Origin of the sequence: Sphingomonas carotinifaciens, from assembly GCF_009789535.1 — a bacterium.
GTDB lineage: Bacteria > Pseudomonadota > Alphaproteobacteria > Sphingomonadales > Sphingomonadaceae > Sphingomonas > Sphingomonas carotinifaciens.
Map to the genome: position 1 here is coordinate 852625 of NZ_WSUT01000005.1, position 18828 is coordinate 871452.

At 63.2% G+C, this 18828-nt stretch carries 13 protein-coding genes; 5 read left to right on the top strand and 8 right to left on the bottom strand.

Going from position 1 to position 18828, the window contains the following annotated elements; genetic code table 11:
- Positions 1 to 59: 59 nt before the first annotated feature.
- The 4 genes from GQR91_RS05980 to GQR91_RS05995 form a co-directional block, all read right to left on the bottom strand.
- Entirely contained in the window at positions 60 to 491 is a 432-nt protein-coding gene (locus GQR91_RS05980; RefSeq protein WP_149682743.1) for a hypothetical protein, read from the bottom strand.
- A gap of 11 nt (positions 492 to 502) precedes the next feature.
- Positions 503 to 1153, bottom strand: coding sequence for a hypothetical protein (locus GQR91_RS05985; protein ID WP_149682744.1), 651 nt, complete (start codon positions 1151 to 1153; stop codon positions 503 to 505).
- Positions 1154 to 1328: 175 nt separating this feature from the next.
- Complete coding sequence (locus GQR91_RS05990; RefSeq protein WP_149682745.1) at positions 1329 to 1988, bottom strand: hypothetical protein; 660 nt, start codon at positions 1986 to 1988, stop codon at positions 1329 to 1331.
- A 27-nt stretch (positions 1989 to 2015) separates the two neighbouring features.
- Positions 2016 to 4265 carry a S8 family serine peptidase gene (locus tag GQR91_RS05995; protein ID WP_235904071.1) on the bottom strand — a complete coding sequence of 750 codons (2250 nt, stop codon included), beginning with the start codon at positions 4263 to 4265 and terminating at the stop codon, positions 2016 to 2018.
- A gap of 632 nt (positions 4266 to 4897) precedes the next feature.
- Here GQR91_RS05995 and GQR91_RS06000 point away from each other — a divergent pair.
- From GQR91_RS06000 to GQR91_RS06015, 4 genes are all read left to right on the top strand, one after another.
- The gene (locus GQR91_RS06000) at positions 4898 to 5707 is read left to right on the top strand and encodes an IS5 family transposase (RefSeq protein WP_149682747.1); all 810 of its coding nucleotides are present in this window, start codon (positions 4898 to 4900) and stop codon (positions 5705 to 5707) included.
- A gap of 170 nt (positions 5708 to 5877) precedes the next feature.
- Positions 5878 to 7488: a hypothetical protein gene (locus GQR91_RS06005; RefSeq protein ID WP_149682748.1), complete on the top strand. Its 1611-nt coding sequence runs from the start codon at positions 5878 to 5880 to the stop codon at positions 7486 to 7488.
- Positions 7489 to 7836: 348 nt separating this feature from the next.
- A complete protein-coding gene (locus GQR91_RS06010) occupies positions 7837 to 8844 on the top strand; it encodes a DUF2971 domain-containing protein (RefSeq protein ID WP_149682749.1) in 1008 nt (335 codons plus the stop codon).
- A gap of 10 nt (positions 8845 to 8854) precedes the next feature.
- On the top strand, positions 8855 to 12151 hold the full coding sequence (locus GQR91_RS06015; RefSeq protein WP_149682750.1) for an NERD domain-containing protein: 3297 nt from the start codon (positions 8855 to 8857) through the stop codon (positions 12149 to 12151).
- Here GQR91_RS06015 and GQR91_RS06020 read toward each other — a convergent pair whose 3' ends face one another.
- Positions 12152 to 13024, bottom strand: a complete 873-nt coding sequence (locus tag GQR91_RS06020; RefSeq protein WP_149682751.1) for a hypothetical protein — start codon at positions 13022 to 13024, stop codon at positions 12152 to 12154.
- 345 nt (positions 13025 to 13369) lie between these two features.
- Between GQR91_RS06020 and GQR91_RS06025 the strand changes: the two genes are divergently transcribed.
- Positions 13370 to 14413: a hypothetical protein gene (locus GQR91_RS06025; RefSeq protein ID WP_149682752.1), complete on the top strand. Its 1044-nt coding sequence runs from the start codon at positions 13370 to 13372 to the stop codon at positions 14411 to 14413.
- Between the two features lie 9 nt (positions 14414 to 14422).
- On the opposite strand, the gene GQR91_RS06030 is transcribed toward GQR91_RS06025, so the two are convergent.
- From GQR91_RS06030 to GQR91_RS06040, 3 genes are all read right to left on the bottom strand, one after another.
- On the bottom strand, positions 14423 to 16207 hold the full coding sequence (locus GQR91_RS06030; protein ID WP_149682753.1) for a hypothetical protein: 1785 nt from the start codon (positions 16205 to 16207) through the stop codon (positions 14423 to 14425).
- Between the two features lie 60 nt (positions 16208 to 16267).
- Positions 16268 to 17728: a hypothetical protein gene (locus GQR91_RS06035; protein ID WP_149682754.1), complete on the bottom strand. Its 1461-nt coding sequence runs from the start codon at positions 17726 to 17728 to the stop codon at positions 16268 to 16270.
- Positions 17729 to 17898: 170 nt separating this feature from the next.
- Positions 17899 to 18825: an alpha/beta hydrolase-fold protein gene (locus GQR91_RS06040; protein ID WP_149682755.1), complete on the bottom strand. Its 927-nt coding sequence runs from the start codon at positions 18823 to 18825 to the stop codon at positions 17899 to 17901.
- Positions 18826 to 18828 lie beyond the last annotated feature (3 nt).

Consider the following 18828-nt stretch of genomic DNA (forward strand, 5'->3'; position numbering starts at 1 on the left):
CTATGCACATGCAAAATTGGAAGCACAGCAGGCCCCTTTTGATCGATCTTCGCTCTAGATCATGAACCGCAGATCATCGAGCCCCTCAGTCGCACCGTGGTGCTTCGGTACTTGACGACCAACGTCGCGTCGGTGGTCACCGTTTCGTACCCCATCGCCCGCACGACGGCGGCGTCCAGTATCCTTACTTTCAGTCCTGGTGCCTGCCATGCGTCATGTGTGAAGGGGAACAATTCACGCGCTCCCGCTGCGGGTTCGAGGACGACGACGCGCCCGGCAACTCGCGTCATGCCCGTACGCCCGTTGGCGGCGAACAGGACCGGCCCGTTCCTTCGGGCCGACCAGTAGCAGCCGGTCCCGTCCATGCCCGCCGCACGCCAGTCGCGCATGGTGGTGGCTTGAAGCGGTCCGTTCCGCTTCACTGTCGCAGCGATCGACGTTGCCGCCGTAGCGAGGCATGCCATCGTCATGAGCAGGGCCTTAAAACGCATATTCCCTCCGTTCAGAACGCCGCGCCGGTCTTCTTCGGCACCAGCCGGTCGGCCGCAGCCATGACGGCGGCATCGTCCGCCTTCTCGGCGCGGGTGCCGCGGGTGGCGTTGATCATGACGGCGTCCGAGGTGTCGATGATGACGGTCGGCCCCTCGCTGAAGACGATGCTCTCGCCGCAGCGGTAGCCCGCGTCGCACCACGATCCCCGCAGCTCCGAGCCCGCCATGGGACGTCCGTATTTGGCCGCAAGCTGTCTGCGCAACGCCGGCAGATCCACCGTCCTGCCGTCGATGTGGAGCGAGAAGTCGTCGACGATGGAGCCCGACTGCACCTGAGCGAAGTGGATCGTCAGCCCTTCGCCGCCCGGTCCGCGGCAGTCGAACTGCATCGTGCCGGTGGTGTAGGGAACGGGACCGCGTGCCCGGGTCCGGTCCTTGACTTCGGCGGCGACGCGAGCGGCGAAGTCGGCCTCGTTGCCGAACGGCTTGCAGGCGTACTTCGCGGACGCGAGCGCGGTCCGGGCCTGTTCGATCGGCATGCCCAGCCGGACGCCCGCAACGTCCATCCTCAACGGACTCATACCGGTGGCTGACGGCTTGATGGGTGCGACCGGCGTCAGCGGCATGGCGGCGGCGAGCAGGACGGTGATGGTGGGGATCATGGCGTGGTTCTTTCGGAAGATGGTGGATGAAGGTCGGAAGGAGGTGCGTTTCAGCGCATCGACGGAGCGACAGGCCCGACGATGGCGGCGGCATCGGCGACGTGGCGAGCATCCGAAGCGTGAGCGGTGCCGAACCATCGTGGGATATCCCCGGTCGGCATTTCCTGCCGGTCCGTCACAGCGCGTCCCAGCCGTCGTTCGTTTGTACGAGCGTGACGGTCCGTTCCTCGGGCTGAGTGATCTTCGAGTGCACGTTCTCGGGCAGGCCCGGCAACGGTTCGACACCCCTATAGGTAAAGGTGACCTGCGACACCGTGCGGCCCAAGGCGTCGGCGGGATCGGTCCAGCGGACCACGTCGACGATCTCGCCCTTGGCGGCACAGACCCCCGGAAACGCGCGCCTGCCACTCGACGTCTTCGCCTCGACCGGTCGGAAGTACGCTTTGCCCCGGTCGGTCGGCGTGTAGCTGAACAGCGCCTGCCGGGTCAGCGGCAGGGTGAAGTCGGCACGCTTCGCCGGCGCGTTCAGTTCGGTGCGCGTCAGCAGGCCGTCGCGTGCGGCCTCCTCGACCAACGTGCGGCTCCGGGCGTCATCCGGGTCGGCCCCCTCGACGGGAGCGACCGGCACGATGATCGGAAAGGGCTGCGTCAGGTCGTCGTTCAGGCTCATGCGTTGAATCGGGATCGTGCGGCAGAAGATGTCGCTCACCACCGGTTCCAGCGCCTTGCGGAAGTTCGCATCATTCAGCGTCTTCGTATCCGAGCAGGCGGACAGCGCGAGCACGGCCGCCACCGTGCCGACGAGCGGTGAAAAAATGTGTTTCATCGGTGACATGCGTGTTTCCTTTGCGATTGGGTACGGTCAGCGGATGGTCAGGGTCGCGAAGCCGGCGGTGTCGACGGCACCGGCCACGTGACCGGCATCGAAGGCATGGGCGACGCCGAACCGGACCGAGGAGTTCGGCGACAGCGCACGGGACCAGCCGAACTCAAGGTCCAGCTCCCGCGCGTCAGGGGTGAGATCGACGGCCCCGGTCCTGGTTGTCAGCGTGCCGGAGACGAGATCGTACGACACCGGCATCAACATCATGACGCGGGCGCGCTCGACGCGGAGCGGCGAGGACAGGCCGAACGTCGCCGTGCCGCCGAACAGACCGTGTGCGCCTCCGACTGCGAAGGCGGTGCCGATGACCGGACCGATGAAGCGCATCGTGTCCGATCCGCCTTCCACTCTGGTGGTGGCTGCGGTGACACGTGCGGAGACGGGGATGCCGACGACCATGCGTCGCACCGTAAGCGAGGCCATGGTGGTCCTCGCCCCACGCTGTCCAACACCAACGTCCTGGCTCATGCCAAGCACGCGACCGCGTTCGGCGAGATCAGAAAGTTCGAGGCCGAAGCCGGACGGCATGGCGAAGGAGGCGGAGCGCAACGATGCACGTCCGTCGCGCGACGAACCGGCCGAGAAGCCGGCGGACCAGCCGTTGCCGGACCATGCCGAGGACATGCCGACCGGGGTCGCGACGACTGCGCGCAGCGGGGATCCGGCGACGCCGCCGCTACCGCCGACGACGACGTTCGCACCCAGCGTCACCGACTGGCCGGGGGCGGGTGAGAACGAGACCATCGCCGGTCGGTTCGGGAGGGCCTGCCGCCAATAGTCCGGAACGGTGGAGGTGAAGCCAAGACGGGCATCGGTGCTCGTGGAGGCGGACGTCAGCCACGGCGGGTCGACCGGTGCGAGCATGCCGCCGGCCAGCAGTCCCGAGCCACGCGTGCGGACACCGGTCGCCGCCGTCATCCGGTAGTCACGGCCGTAGCGGTCGAACACGGTCATGCCGCCGACGGTACGGCCGATCACGGACGCGCCGCCGAACGGTGCCGACATGGTCAGCGAGGAGAACTTCGCCAGCGCCGTCTGCGCAGCGACGAAGGAACTGGCCGGCGCCTGCGCCTGCATCGCCTTCCCGACGTCGAGCAGTCCCACTCCGTAGAGTTGGTCGACCCCCGGGGCACCAAGATCGGTGGCCGTGTCGAGCAGTATTCGGCTGATCGTCTTGCCGCCGAGCTGCGGCCAGTACTGCTTGAGCAGGGCAGCCGCGCCGGCGATCGCTGGTGCCGCGAAACTGTTGCCGGTGACGGTCGTGATGGAGCCGTCCTTGCCCACGACGTCGATGTTCGATGCGACGACCGCGAGGGTGCGATCCGCCAGCGCGCCGGGGGTACCGTTGCCGCTGGGAGCCTGCAGGTTCCTGTCGACGCGGATGCCGAACAGGAACCAGTCCTTGTTGGTCATGTCGGTGCCGACCATGTTCTCGGTGACCTGACCCGCGAAGCTGTCCTGGCCGACGTCGTTCGAGACGGATTGGACGAAAAGACGGTCGCTGGTCCGCACCAGATCCATCGCCTTGCGCTGTTCGGTGGCGATCTGGCCGCCCGCGAAACCGTTCAGGCTCATGCTGATGACGAACGCGCCCTTCTCAACCGCGTAGGTAATCGCGGGAGCGATCAGCGCCGAGTTCGGACCGCCGCCCTCTGGCACCGGGCCGGACGTCGGACTCACGTTCGACATGTCCGGGCCTGCGATCTTGAGCGCGAGCAGGGTCGCCTCCGGCGCCACGCCCTGCATGCCCTTGGCGTCACGGGCCGCCAGCGCGACCGACGCGGTCCCGCTGCCGTGACCGTTGTTGTCCTTCAGATCGTAGCGGACGATCTCGGCGTCGCAGGTGCCGCAGCGGGCGATCTTCTGGTCGAACGAGGTGCTGTCCGCCAAGATGCGGCCCTTGAACTCCGGCTCTTCGACATTGATGCCGGTGTCGATGACGGCGATGGTGACGCCCTTGCCGGTGATCCCGCGATCATAGGCATAGGCCGCCTTCATGCCGACCACGGCACCCGACGCCCTGTACTCCGCCGTATCCGCAGCCGAGGTCGGCGTGGGAGTGGGCACCGGAGTGGGCGTCACCGATGGGGTGGGAGCCGGCGCAGCTCCGCCAGCCGAGTTGACGGCGCCACCGCCACCGCACGCGGCGAGCAGCATGGCCGCGGTCACGGAGGTCGAATTCCTGATGATGGCGAGCCGCCTGCTGCGGCATCCGATGAGTTCACCCACGCGCGAGTCCCCGTTCGCGTCGGTGCCGATCGGCTCCTCCAGCCGGCGGCACCGCCCTGTTGACGAGGCGGTGCCGGCCCGTGAGCCGGGGATTGAGAACCTGCAGATAGAACAGGCGCGAGCGTCTTTAGGCCCCGAAGAACCCTGGACATGCACGCCCGCTCCCCGGCCGAAATCTCTTTCGTCCGGGCGTTCGGCTACTATCTGCGAGGTTCTCACGCCTCGGTCCGCCTGCTGGCGAACAGCACCGCTCTACGCGGAAGATGTTAACAGGATCAATCGGCGTTCGGAGATCGCGGGCCGTTTTCGAGCGACGCGCGGCGGCCCGAGGTATTTTCGACGGAGTGTTGCCCTTGGGAAGTGGACGCACACGGTCACCGCCGACTTCACATTACCACAGGGATGCCGATGGCATGCAGGTCCGCAGCCGACCTGAACCCCCGTCCGGTCCGTAGAGCCCGAGACGACCGCGTCCGACGTTCCGATGGAGCGCGATGCCATGTCATGCATGGAACGGGATGTCGTCACCTTCTCCCATGACGTTCGGATGATCTGTTCTGTTATGGGTGACGTCTGCGTCGCCCTAGAGGCTGTTATGGACTTGTCGGCAGGGCTGATTCATCCGTTATTGGATGAGCATTTGCCGCAAGCCATATCCATCCGATGTCAGCGATGAGGAATGGTCGCTGATCGCGCCATATCTGCTGTTGCAGCGGGAGGATGCGGGCCAGCGTGAGCACGATCTGCGGGAGGTGTTCAACGGCCTGCGCTACATCGTGAAGGCGGGGGCGCCGTGGCGGTGGATGCCCAATGACCTGCCACCCTGGGCGGCGGTGTACCAGCAGACGCAGCGGTGGCTGGCGGCGGGGTGCTTTGAAGCGCTGGTGGATGACCTGCGCGCGGTGCTGCGCTTGGCGGCGGGGCGCACGGCCGAGCCGACCGCCGCGATCATCGACAGTCGGACGTTGCGCTCCACGCCCGAGAGCGGCGAGCGCGCCGGCTATGACGGAGGCAAGCGCAAGAAAGGGTTAAAAATCCATATGGCCGTCGATACGCTGGGGCACCTGCTCGCGCTGCATGTGACGCCAGCCAGTGCCGAGGATCGCGGCGAAGTGGAACGCCTCGCCCGCACCGTGCAGGCCGTCACGGGCGATACCGTCGATATCGCGTATGTCGATCAGGGCTATACGGGCGAACGTGCCGCGAAGGCCGCAGCCGCCCATGGCATCACGCTGGAAGTCGTCAGGCTGCCCGAGGCCAAACGCGGGTTCGTCCTCCTGCCACGCCGCTGGATCGTCGAGCGGTCTTTCGCCTGGGCGACCCGCTTCCGACGCCTCGTCAAAGATTATGAACGCTACGCCGAAACACTCGCCGGACTTCACGTCGTCGCGTTCGCCTGCATCATGATGAAGCAGGCCGCCGCCCTCGCCGCAAGTCCATAACAGCCTCTAGCGCCTCATCGCCACCGGGGGGCAGCAGATAAGGGTGGGCGCCGAGCTGCTCCGCCTAGCGGAAGGTCATCCCATAGCGCGAAATGTAGCGACGGGCACCACCAAAGTAGCGGGTCCGACCAACCCTTGGCGATCAGGAACGGCACCGATAGACCTTCATCATGGATGACGGCTTGAAAGATGTTCGGTGGACGGGGCGGGTCGGTGAGAAGGCGTTCGATCTTCTGTGCTCCAGACGAAAGATCACCTGCAGCAAGGTCGCCGAAGACGATTATGGCTGGGACTTCATTGTCCAGTTTCCGGAGCGCCCTTCAGCCGTCCTGATGCACGACGAGCGCGAGGCCGGTCCTTGCGCGCTGGTGCAGATCAAGACGACAGCTGGTGCGATCAGGAACTGGTCGATCACGCTTCAAAACGCGCTTCACCTCATCCGCTCCCCCCTCCCCGCCTTCATTGTCGTCTATGTGCTCGAGCAGGAAGGGTCGGAGACCGTTTACGGCATCCATCTGTGGAAACGCGAGATCGGCCGCGTGCTCCTCGCCGCGCGTGAGGCCGACCGCGACGGCATTACGAGGCTCAACCACAGCTCGATCACCTTCCCGTTTGGCGAGGAGAACCGGCGTCCGGATGTGCTGGCCTGGATCAGAAGTGAGATCGAGGCGGTCGGCAGCGATTATACCGAGCAGAAGACCCAGCTTCGCAACACGATCGGCTACGGTCCCTTGCGCGACACCATGCACCTGAGCGGGCCTCACGTCACCGAGGACCGCCTGATGGATCTCCAGCTCGGCTTGCTCGACGGCATCGACGTCGAGAATATCACGATCACGAGCAAAAGGTTCGGGATCGAGGCGAGCAAGCCGCGCCTTACCTATCAGGGCGTGCGGCTTTCGATGACGCCGTCAGGCTGCGACGGGAAGTTGCGTCTGCGAACGCAGGACGGGGAGAGCCTCATCGTCCCCGCCAAGATCTATCACGCAAGATCGCCCCTCTCGAAACGCTACAAGGTGCGGGTCACAGCGGGATGCTTCGACCTTCTGTGCGATCCGAAGGGTCGCATCGCGATCGACGCGGTGCTCCCGCGTGACCGGATCACCTCGCTCGCCGACATCGACCTCTTCGCGTTTCTGCGGACCGCCGCTGCCGACGATCTGGTCAGCCTCGCACTGATCGAGGCGTCGGGAACGATCGACCTCGGCTTCATCAAGACGAACGTATCCGAGCGGGACAGGGCATCCTGGATCCAGACCAGGCACAATCTCGCGGCACTGCAGGCGATCGCCGCTTACGAGGGGGTGGCGCCTGTCGAGATGAGCATTGCGTCCATGTCTTCAGTGATTGGCCCACTCGTCATGCTCGACGCTCTGTCGTGCGCTCGCGCACTCAGGCTCGATTACGTTCCGACCGAAACCACAGGTCGAAAATTCGATCAGCATCTGGGGTATGGATCCGCGGTGCTCGACGGACGGGTGATCGGCCTCGTCGCCAGCCGCCCGGTTGTAAGCGACGATTATAATGGCAAGCGTCGGGAGGTCTATCTCGGCCCCGCCCGTTTCCTGTCGGCCGTCCATGGCGGCGATGCCCACGATCTTCGCGAGCGATATTTCGACACTCTCGAAAGACTAAGTGTCGAGCAGCATATCCTCGCAACTGGCGACATGATGCATTTCCTCGAAGGCACCGGAGGCTCGCTGATCGTCGACGAGCCCCGGGACCGAGATGCGCGCGATTCCGATGGGACGAGCCTCATCACCGACGGCGGCCGAGCCTAGGTTCTTTCGGCCGCGCCGGACCCGACCACGGTCAGTCGACCAGCGGCGCGAAAGCCTCCGCTTCCCGGATCCGGACGAACCCGCTATCCTTGAGCTTCGGTGCGCCGACGCGGCCGGGGGCTTGGCTAGAGGTGCCGGCCGTCGACACGGCGGTGAGCGAAGGCGAAGCCTCCCGCCGCCCCCTCAGCCATCTGAACAGCCTCATGGTGCCGCGACGGCGTGGCGCGTAACTGTCCATGCCCCGTTACCGAACTCGACGGGTGAGCCGCTCGAAGTCAACATCGAAGATCTGTAGCATCTGGAGGCGCGGGACGAGCAGCCCCGCGCCGAATAACAAGAGAGGTATCAATGGCAGGACTGGTGTTCGGGGATAAACCCGGTGGGGAAAATATGTCGCGTTGGTTCAGCGCCAATCGCGACGCTGGTGATGCAATCATCAAGCGTTTCCACTCAGGCCCGATCCCCAGCTCCCTCTTCCACTATACCTCCACCGCGGCGCTGATCTCGATTGTTCGCAACAACGAGCTGTGGCTCAGCGATGCGACTTTCCTGAACGATCGGCTTGAAATCGACCATGGCCGTGACGTTGCATGCAAGCGGCTAACGGCAGCCATCTCCGCATCGAAGCGCGGCGAGGTCGCGGCGATGCTCAACGACGCGTTGAAGCATTTCGGGGTCGAGCCAAACCCCGATGTATATGTCGCCTGCTTCTCGACCGTCGGAGACGATCTGGCGCAGTGGCGTGGCTATGGGCAGGGCGAAGCTCCGGTCGCGATCGAGTTCGAGAACAACCCCTTCATGTTCGGCTATACCAGTGAGGGGATGATCCATCAGGTCCGCTACGAACTTGAGGAACAAGCATGGATCTTCGATCAGGTCATTGGCGCGTATGCGGAGGCGTTTGCGCAGGACGTGGACGATCCCCGTCCAGTTAAGAAAGGGCAGCCCATTCCACCCGACGAAGAGCGCGAAATCTGTGCTCGCAGTCTCTACTTCGGACTCTGGCGGTATATCATCTCGAGCAAGAATGCGGCGTTCAAGTCCGAGCAGGAGGTGCGGTTCACATATACCGCGCATGACTACAGCCGGAGTTGGCCTGGCTGGCACCCTGAGCATCCGGAACCTCTTTTCCGCGAACGTGCGGGACGCATCGTTCCCTACCTGTCGTCGAAGAACCTCCATTTCCGTAACATGGAACGGCACGGCAAGATCCCGAAGCTGCCGATTCAGTCCGTACGCATCGGGCCGACCGACGATCAGGCCCTAGTTGCGCGGGGCATTCGCAAGCTCCTCCATGCCCACGAATACGCCGTAGTGGAGATATTGATGTCGGGCTCTCCATTCCAGCGGGGCTAGGCATTCTCGAATGGCCTATCGCGCTGCTATGTACGGCGTCATGGCCGCGAAAGACGAGCTTGGGGAAATCTACATCGGCGCGACGGTCGAGGAGTGGTCCGAACGCCGCGTCATCGAGCATGTTCATGCGGCGCTGACGGCAGCGGGCAGCCCGTTCGTCGTGCTGGCGAACTTTCAGATTCGAGGGCGCCAGATCGATTGCGTTTTCATCACCGAGAATCGCGTGATGGTGGTTGAGGTGAAGGCCTCGCGCCTGCCAGTTCGTGGCGCAATCGATGGCGATTGGGGCAGGAGGCAGGTGTCCGGCGAGTGGCGCCATTACCGCAACGGCTACCAACAAGTGGTCAGCCAGAAGAACCGGCTGCGCGATGCCATGGGCGCACACCGGGCGACGGGCGACTTCTATCCGGACGCGGCGGTGGTCTTCGCGAGACCGTTGCCCGACGGTTCGGCGCTGACGCAGGGCGACAAGAAGGCGGAGGTAACCGAACTGGTGGCGTTTGATGCCGACGGGCAAGGTGACCGCGGCAATCCCTGGTCGGCAAAGGAGTGGCGCGAATTTGCGGCCAGCCTGTCACTTCGATCCGCTTCCGTCGCGGAAATCCAGGGTGGTGCAGAGGCGGCGCCACACTTTGATCTCATTCGCGAGTATCGGGATCATTTGACAACGAAGCTCGGGCGCGACGGCGAGCGATGGCTGGCTGAAGACAAGGCGCAGCGCGCCGATCTGCTCGCGGGGCTCGACGGCGCGCCGGGCTGCTATCTCGAAGGGCCGTCGGGCTGCGGCAAGACGCTGGCGTCGCGGTGGCTGGGAAGTCACCTTTCGCGTTCCGGCGAATGCGTGCTCTTCCTTGCGGCGAAGGACTTCGATGGGTCGTGGGCGAGGCTGCTCAGGCGCGAGTTGTCACTCGTCCTTGAGTCCAGCGTCCAGCAGCTCTTCGGCGCGATCAGGGTGACGGGCACTCCGGTGCGGATCGTACTCGACGGTGTGAACGAGCTCGGCCCTTCGCGGGAGGCCGCCTTTCGCGGCCTTCGAGCGCTGGCGCGACGTCTCGACGCACGCGTCATCGCCACTGGACAGTCGGCACAGCCGGAGCAACTGGCGGGATTGCAGAGGATCGCGATTTCCCCGCCAAGTGTCGAACTAAAGGAGAGGATCGCAACTGCCCGGTTGCCGGCACTCGGTGCCGGAATGCGAGCCGTTCTGAAGGGGGTCGCCAGCGGCTTCGAGGCAGCGATCGTTGCCGAGATCGGTTCGGATGCGACCGCCGATGCATCGCGGCAGTTGCTCGTTGACCAGCTCATCCGAAAACGTCTGGGTGCCGATCAGCGCGCTGGATCGACCGGGCTCCGCCGGTTCGCGAAGACCCTGATCGAGACGATTAGCTTCTCGATGAATGAGACGGTCTTTGACGAGGCCATGCTGGCACACGGCTTGGCGGGGGCTGAAGTTGACGCGCTCTTCGCCGCGCAGATCCTTACCCGGCACGGCGGACGGGTCTCATTTGCGCACGAAATTCTCCTTCACGCGTGCGCCGCCTTTGCGTTCGCGCAGATCGCGGCGCAGGCCGGGGAAAAATTGGCAATCCTCCTCTCCCTCCCGGTGCTGGAGCCGATCGCTACCGACGTCGTGTCTGTGATCGAAGATTCGCAGGTGGTCGATATCGTCTTGCGGTCGACCAGCGATTCCGGGCTCATCCATGAAGCCGCGCGGGGCCTTGCGGGCCCGATCGCTGCCGCTGTTGCGGATCGGCTTCTGTCGGAGACCGAGGACGATCTGGAAGCGGAGATCGCGGGCCTTCGGCTGGCAATCGTTTCGGGCGAGCGGGTTTCGATCGGATGGGAACCGGGCACGGTGCGCGAGTGGTCGGACCAAGAGGCCGCGCGGATCAGCGCCCTCGCCCGGGATGTCGGGACGGGCCACCGCATCAAGCGCTATTTTGTGCTCTGCGCGCTGATGGACGCTGCGCTGTACGAGGAGCGGCACCGGCTTTTCGACGCGGCGACGGCGGCCGGCATCAGAACGCTCAGGAGCGATGCCTTCAGTCTTGCCTATTACGGAATCGGGCAGGAGACCGGATTCACCAAGATCAGCCGGCTCGCGATGAGCGGGGTTTTCAGCATCGTTGATCCTGTCCTTCAGAACCCGCCGCGTGACATGATGTCGCTCACCTCCGGGCAACTCAACTTCTATCTCGATCGTCGGCGCATGTTCCACGACGACAGCGATCTCGATGCGGTCGCCGAGGCCCTGGCCAAGGTGGTGACGGAGCGGTTTCGCCTCGAGCCCTACCATGTGAAGCTCTCCATTCTCGAGACCGCGCCATTTGTAGGACGGGCCAGCCAGGACAAGGTCGCGGCGCTTGTCGAGGCCATCGAGGCGATCGACGCGAACCGGGAAAGCCTCTGGATCAGCACCGCGATCATCGATGCTCTGAAGTTCCTCGACGCCCTTGAGGACTCAGCCGAAGGCGCGCGAGAAGGGATCGAGGCGGAGTTCGTGCGCGCGATCAACGCCGACGAAGATGACCTGACGCTCAACCTCGCGCTCAGCACCAGCATCGCAATGTTCGATCATCCCTATGATTGGATCTACGGCGATGCTTTCGAAGCGCTGACACCAAAGGACCGGCGCACGCTGATGCGGCGGGCGGCTCGGTCGGATGGTGCGCGGCAAAGTGCGAGCCTGACCTGGATTATCCAAGAGGTGGCGTCGTTCGGCGACCCGGCGGATGCGGCCACCATGCAGGAGTTCGCGAAACTCCCGAATCCCCGGAACAGCTTCCCGCAGGAAGAATGGGGGGCGTTTACCGTGGCGACGCGCTTCCTCGGCCGCCATCACCTTTCGCTACCGGAGCAGCAAGCGGCGACCGATGTCGAGCTCGCGATGGTCGAACTGCGAGCCCTGCTGCACGCGGTGGAGGGCGGCGCTGCGAGCGCGGCGATACAGGCAATCTGGGCTCGGCTCGATCAACTGCCCGTCAATGCGGTCATGGGCTGCTTCAGCGAGGTCGAGCATGCACTGCTTGAGCAGGATTGGAGCGAGCAACGCGATGCGCCGAAGCCGAGCATCCTAAAGGCGTTCGTGCCACGGTGGTTGAATGTGGCCCGGCGCTTCCTGGACGGAGAAGATGAGGGCGCGCATCATCACTACGCCTATGATCGCGAACGTGCTCCCGGCCTGGCGTTCCAGATCATCGAACTGCACGGCAACCGGGGCGACATCGCCCGGCTCAAGCGGCTGGCAGGTACACCGCGCCACGCCCGCCGGGCGCTCGAAGCGTTGCGCAAACTTGACGCGGCTTGATCAGCCGTACCCGCCAATCTCGTGCCAAAGCGCAGCGTCGCGTTCGGCCTTAATATCCTCCAACTCGACGCGAAGACGACTGAATTCCAAGTTGTACATCGGCATCTGCCAGTGGCTGTTGAGCTGCCTGGCGTGATCGTCGGTTGCATCCTCGCCGGGCAGATTAGCGGCGACCAGCTTGTCCAGCGCCTCCCGGAATAGGCGGCGGTGATCGTCGAAATGCTGGGTGTCGATGAAGTCGAGCGTCTGCCAAACCTGATGGACGATCTTCACGCCCTTGGGCGTGAACATGCCGAGAGCGCTCATCGCTTCGACCAACAGTAGGGGCAACGGCGGACCGCCGAAGATGGCTTGCGACATGCCGCTGCCACGCGGCGCCAACCAAATCGGCTTCCCATCCTCATGAACCTCGATGTCCGCGTACATCGTGGATTCGCGCGAGTAGAGCTTCCAGTTCGGCATGATGTACTCGCCGGCGTAGCCCTCGAGGTAGTGACCCTGCCGCTCCTGATCGATGTAACCCTGAAGCTCGGTAACATCGCTCACCTTCCAGCCCTGGGCGTCGGCATAGATCATGCGGCCAAGATGATCGTAGAAGGTGTTCACGACCCGCTTCACGCGCCGAGCGATGTGCTTTGCCGGGCAGCGGACAAGGTCCATCAGGATCAGGGCCTTCGCCGCCTCTTCGACCGCGAAGCCTTCGAGCAAGCTCTGCTCGCGCAAACCATTCTCGAGCTTTCGACCAGCATCCCAGAAGTTGCGGGCGCTGGCGGCTATGATTGGCAGGCCTTCGGCGATGAACGCGAGCCGGTCGCGCTGTGGCATTTGGTTGAGGATGTCGGCGCGACGATTGCCAAAGGGAATATCGGCCACGTTCAGCCTCCTATTCTGCTGCGGCGCGCAGTTCTGCCACGCGCTCGCGGCACGTGTTTCGACGACGTCGCGCTAGCGGCTGCTTTCGCCACTGTCGCTCCTAAAATCTGCCAGTCCGTTGTCGACCAAGATCAGTCGTTCACATCTGCTCCGGAGAACGTCCGGTCCCGATAAAAGCCGCGGATCGCTCAAAATTAAGCTGACGGTCAACAATGCTCCTTATTCAAAGCATCTTGTCCATTAAACCTAACTCCCTGATAAGACATTCCGTTCAAGGTGGCCGGGAACGGCTCGTGACATTTAACGAATGGTCTAGCGTTACCGACGATATGGTATATCTGCCGCATGATACCTGACACGCTGTTCGATGCCCTCGTCTGCGGTGCCCGCATTTCGGTCCACCATGCCTGGTCCCACGCATTCGCCATGTCGGGCGGCGCCCCGGACGAGATCGACCACATCTATGCCATGACGACGGAGGGCATCCGCGAGCTTGGCACGCAATGGTCCCCGATCCTGCGCAGCAAGGGCCTCTCGCTGCGGCTGACGGGCGTTTTCTGTCATCAGACCCCCAAGGCGCACTATGTCCATCCGGTCGATGGACCGAAGGCGCCGGAGCTGGGCGACCTTCTGATCGTCCATGAGCATAAGAATACCCACCCCGGCGGGACAATCGAGATCACGCGCCGTGCAGTGCTTGTGCAGGCCAAAATGGTTGACGAGGGCGTGCCGGGTGGCGGCAAGGTTGATCAGTATCAGGAGTATCTCTACGAGCACTGGCCTGACTTCGAGCTGAAGGGCCGAGGACCGGGAACGGTTCGGTTCCTCTCCGGGCAACGCGATTTTCGACCCGGCATCGATCCGGGGCGATACGGATTGATCGAGAAGACCCCGCACGCCGGCCACAAGGCCGTTGCGCTCCCTTATTGCTGCGGCTTTCCCTGGACCTATTCCGAGCCGCGCAAGCCCGTGCGGAGTGCGGGCGGCGAAGACGCCGGCGCGTTCATCGCCAACATGCTCTACGACACGGGATGGCTGCGCGGTCGGGTCGCCCTGATCCCACCAACGCCGCTGGCGTTGGCCTCGGGCACGCCGAACAATCATTTCGATGTAACGGTCGAGGAGCTGCTGACGCTCACGGCGATGAAAACCCTGCGCTTCACGAAGAAGACCTACATCACGGGGCCGCGCGGGCATCCTGCGCTGGCCTGTTTTCAGAACGCCTATGGTGCGCTCGGTCTCCTCCCAGACACCGGCGCCGGTTTCGCCGAGACAGGTTTCGAGGGCAGAGGCATCCCGCCGGAGGAAATGGCAGAGCCCGATTTCGATGATGGCATTTCCGTCTTTCTCGTCGAGACCGGCGGTGAAGGCGAAGCGAGACTGGCCTGATCGGGCGCCCTATCCGGTCGCTTCCCCCGCGTTCGCGGGCACCTCGTCCGGCGTCTCCTTCTTGTCCCACGTGACGAAGGTCTCCTCGCCCAGAATGAAAGGCCGAAGGTTCAGCGTCGGATCGTCGCCGCGTTCGAGTGCCGCCTCGAAGTCTATGAGGTCGGCTAGCCCCGGCACCGTCTCGACGGCTTGGCCGAGCGCGACCATCGCGCTGGCCTTGTCGCCGATGGCGAGGAGCTGGTCGGCAATGAGGATGTAGAGCGCGGCGTCGATCCGTTTCGGCAGGGGCTGATGTGTCTTGCGGCGCAGCTCCTCACGCCTGCTGGCTGCGAGAGCCTTATAGTCCTCAAGAGACCAAGGCAGGGCCGCGCCGAGCACCATCGCCAGCGCAAAGCTGACCATGCTCGGCGCCGTCAAGTCTTCGTCGAACTGCTTTTTCAATCGTAGTTTAAGCTTCCGGCGATGTTCCTTGGGCGCACAGGCATTCCAGAGCGCCATGACCCCGGCCATGGGCAGCCGGTCTTCTGATTTTGCGAGGCCGGGCGCCGTCTTCTCGATCTTGTCGAGAACCGCGGTCATTGGAACGAGGCCGGTTTCGCTGCGGCCGGACATGCCCTCGATTAGATAGGAGATCGTGCCCTCGAAAAATCCGGGCGCGGATTTGGAGCTGAAGAAATTGGCATCATGTATCCAGAGCTGCGGTGCCAATCGGGCGCGCATGATGCCCGGCAACGCCGACCGATAGTTGAACGTCTTATCGACCCCCTTCGGCGCGCGCTCGACGAAGCGGCGCACGACGTGGCGTGAGAGGCGCGCCAGTCCTTCGAGGCTCAGGAGCGCCGTGTCCTCGACGTGGCTGGTATCGGCGCGATCCGACTGCATCCAGACTTCGGGCGCGAGGTTCTGGAGCGTATGCACGTTTCGGGAGCGTATGCCGTAGGCTTCCTGCAACGCGGTCGGCAGCTCGTTCGCCGTGATGGGTCGCAGGGCTTTGACCGCCTCGGCCCGGAAGAAGCTCGGCTCGACATGTTCGAGCACGAACGCCACGAACCTTCGCGTGAGCGCGCTATGCTCGTTCGCGAGGATCGCGCCCTGAATTTTCTCACGGCGCTTTTCGCTAAGGCCCTTCGTCGCCTCGTCGACACGTGCCCGCTTCTGCTGATCATAGTCCGACCAAGAGCCCGCCTTGGGCTTGGTGGCCTGCCCAAGCGATTCCATCGCTGCGACCATCAGCGTGTAGGCGAGCGTCGCGTCTTCGTCGACCATTAGCATGGCATCGACGATTTGCCGGATTGCACGGATCGCCGCTTCATAGCTCTTGCGCTGGAGGCCGGTCAGGCTTTCGAAGAATTGGGTGAGGTCCGCGATGCTCTCGTCGCTGAGCACGATCGTGGCGTCGAACGTCTGGCGCAGGATGCTGACGGAACCGAATCTTTGATGCGTCGGGCGATCGGAGGTTGAGATCAGGCGGCGCGCCATCTCGAAATCGCGCACACACACTACGTTGAGGCAGAACGAGACCACGGCGGCGATTTCGTCGATGAGCTGTTCGCCGCTGGTCGCGACGAGAACTTCCGGGCTGCCGGATTCGGTCTCGGCCTCCAATCGCTCGCGGGCCTCGATCGTCATGCTCCCGACACCATGCATAGCGGTCGAAGGCAGAAGCCGGCCGAATGGCAGATCGATCGGCTCGCGATCTCCAAACGCGCGCAAGTTGGTATAGAGGATACCGCGATGAACCGTGTCTGTGAGCGGCACGTCGCGGAAATACATGCCTTGGACAAGCTGGAGCATAAGCCTCCTCAGACCAACGTGAGCCGTCCGTTGGTTTGCCGGTAGCGGCACGCGCAGCCGCTAATTCTCAATCCAGCGCGACATTCTACCTTTACCGTCACAAGCGCGACACCGATTACGCTCGCCTGAATAGAGATCAACGCCGATGCCGTTACCCGTACCATTACAGGGACCGCATTCGACTTCCCCCAAATACCCTACATTATCATCAGAATCTACGTCCGCTTCGAATTCTTCTTCATGCTCCCCCGTCCAGTCCGTGACGCGATCGTCATCGTCCTCATCGCCGACATAGCCGCATGATTCCATAAATTCCCATGCTCTGAACCAGCTCGATATGGCTTCGATGCGGAGAGTTGGAGCATCTAGATCGGCCCCGTTGGAAATCTGCCGGTAGAGCTCATCGAGATACCCGACATAGGCTTCCCGAAACAGGCCGGTCGGCCTAAATCCGATGTTATGCGTGTAGACGACCTCCCCCGGCGTGTTCACAATCGAGTGCCAGAAGGGGAAGGACAACTCGGTCTCGATCGGGTTCGTAATGGCTTGGCGCAACGCGCGCTGGCCGACGTCGCTAAGTCGCCCATCAAAACCTATCCGCGGCGTCTCAATGAATGTCGAACGCTGATCTTCCGCAAGCTGCCCGATCAAGGCCGCGGCGCGGTCGGGCTCGGCAGAAAGAAACGGGTTGAGCGCGCAGACGAACAGCGTGTTGGCATAGTAGGCTTCCATTTCTGCCCAGCGCTTGCGCATGAAGCAAAAGCCGTGAAGACCCTCGGCCTCCATAAGTTGCGCGGCGTAGCTGCTAACGGCGGAGAGGTATTCCACGGTGGAGGTGGATGGGTTCTCACCCGACGACGCGCTCTCGATCCAGCCGGGGACATTGTGAAATGAAATGGCTGCGCAGCCCATTGCTTGATGCGAAAGCAGGTGATTTGCGACGCTTTGAAATGTCTCATCGCTCGGCACAAACAACTCTAGTGACAGAGTCGCGATGTCGTCGCCGTCAAACTTCGGCTGATAGACGACGATATCGCGCTCGTTGACTAGCAGGTCATATAGATAAGCTTGCGTGGTGATCTTCGCGGCCAGCGGGGCGGCCAGTACGTTGATGATATCCTTGCGACCTGACAGCTCAAATGCGCCGGCTACATAGTTGCTGTACGCTAGAAGTTCCGAAAAAGCATTACGCTCCGCCGGTGCCTTCACCTTTAGCTCCAGGATGAACAGCCCATCGTCGTGCGTGCCGATAAGGTCCAGCTCCATTGGCTTGGTCTTGTCAGTTGGGAGCTTGACCTTGCTGCCGGCGAACGTTCCGTACCGTATAAGTTTGTGCATTCGCTGTATTCGGCGGAGCGCCTTGGCCTTTAACACTCGCCAGAACTCGAATGGCACGCCCCAATCGTCTTCGGGTGCATTGCTCTGAGAAACGTCAAAGAGCGCCGGGTCAGGGTCAACGACGACCGTTTCAAGGCCAACTTTGAAAAGTAGTTCGTGAACAGCGTCTTCGTCAAATCCCATGAAATCACTTCCACTGCGAAAATGGTTCTCCGGTCTGGATTCTGGTCGCCGGGTGAAGCTACAGTGCCGTAAATGCCTGAAGGTCTCCTCCTGCCGCAAGCAGTCGTTCGCCGTAGTCGTCAGAAATGACAGCAAAGTCCCACTTCTCGCCATTTGAGGCTGCCGGCGACCTACGAGAGAAGGAAGGTGCTAAGCGACGCGGCGTCGGTAGCACAGTGTCCACCATAGAGCGGGTGCCACTCCGTCTTGATCCCTCGCGCACGTGCCCTGTCGACCAGTCGCTGCGAACCCTCGAAATTGCCATAGGCATCGTACAGACCGTTGGAGAGATAGAGCGCCGGGTAGTTCGGACCCGCCCGCTCGATCAGGGTCAGCGGTGAGATGCGTTGCCATTCCGCATCGTTCGCCGCGTATTTCCGCGCCAGCATCCATACCCCGAGAATCATCCTGGGATCGGCACCGGTCCGCTTCGTCGTCGCGCGTATTTCCGCGAACGATGCGAAGGGTGATACCGTGTAGACGCCGGGGCAAAGCGCCGCGACCTTGGCGAAGCGCGACGGATGCGACAGACCTGCGATCAGGACATTGAGGCCGCCCATCGACTCCCCCATCAAAAGGCGACGGCGCGGACGGCCCGCCTTCGCCTCGATCGAGGGCAGGCGGTGCATCATGTCGTCCAGCAAGCCGCTGTCGGCCTTCTCACCTTTGGGGGTCAGCAGCCAGGTCGGGCCATAGGACAGTTCAACGACAGTGGGCGGTAACGCGGTGCCGCGCTGCCATTCGGCCTGCACCATCGCGGTGAGATAGGTGTCGTCGTTCCAGATGCGCTCGTCGAGGTTGCGGCCATGCAGATGGTAGAGGACATCGCCGTTCGTCCCGCGCTGGTCGCGGTAGATGCAGTAGCGAAGCGGCCCATCGCTGCCGCAGCTCTGGGCGGCGGGACGGAACGCCACCACCTGATTACCGCGGCGCTGCGTGAGCTGACCCCACCCATAGTAGAGCAGGGCCGCAACCAGTGCGGCGATCAGCCAGTATCGGTTGGGGCGTCGCACTGCAAAAGCGATCACGCGGCGGAGCCTGTTGCTGCGGTTCGACATGAA

Excerpts from the sequence above, each read along its gene's own strand:
- GQR91_RS06005 (WP_149682748.1), top strand. The coding sequence starts at position 5,878 with ATGGATGACGGCTTGAAAGATGTTCGGTGGACGGGGCGGGTCGGTGAG.
- GQR91_RS06025 (WP_149682752.1), top strand. The coding sequence starts at position 13,370 with ATGATACCTGACACGCTGTTCGATGCCCTCGTCTGCGGTGCCCGCATT.
- GQR91_RS06015 (WP_149682750.1), top strand. The coding sequence starts at position 8,855 with ATGGCCTATCGCGCTGCTATGTACGGCGTCATGGCCGCGAAAGACGAG.
- GQR91_RS05990 (WP_149682745.1), bottom strand. The coding sequence starts at position 1,988 with ATGTCACCGATGAAACACATTTTTTCACCGCTCGTCGGCACGGTGGCG.
- GQR91_RS06010 (WP_149682749.1), top strand. The coding sequence starts at position 7,837 with ATGGCAGGACTGGTGTTCGGGGATAAACCCGGTGGGGAAAATATGTCG.
- GQR91_RS06035 (WP_149682754.1), bottom strand. The coding sequence starts at position 17,728 with ATGGGATTTGACGAAGACGCTGTTCACGAACTACTTTTCAAAGTTGGC.
- GQR91_RS06030 (WP_149682753.1), bottom strand. The coding sequence starts at position 16,207 with ATGCTCCAGCTTGTCCAAGGCATGTATTTCCGCGACGTGCCGCTCACA.
- GQR91_RS05980 (WP_149682743.1), bottom strand. The coding sequence starts at position 491 with ATGCGTTTTAAGGCCCTGCTCATGACGATGGCATGCCTCGCTACGGCG.
- GQR91_RS06000 (WP_149682747.1), top strand. The coding sequence starts at position 4,898 with ATGAGCATTTGCCGCAAGCCATATCCATCCGATGTCAGCGATGAGGAA.
- GQR91_RS05985 (WP_149682744.1), bottom strand. The coding sequence starts at position 1,153 with ATGATCCCCACCATCACCGTCCTGCTCGCCGCCGCCATGCCGCTGACG.
- GQR91_RS06040 (WP_149682755.1), bottom strand. The coding sequence starts at position 18,825 with ATGTCGAACCGCAGCAACAGGCTCCGCCGCGTGATCGCTTTTGCAGTG.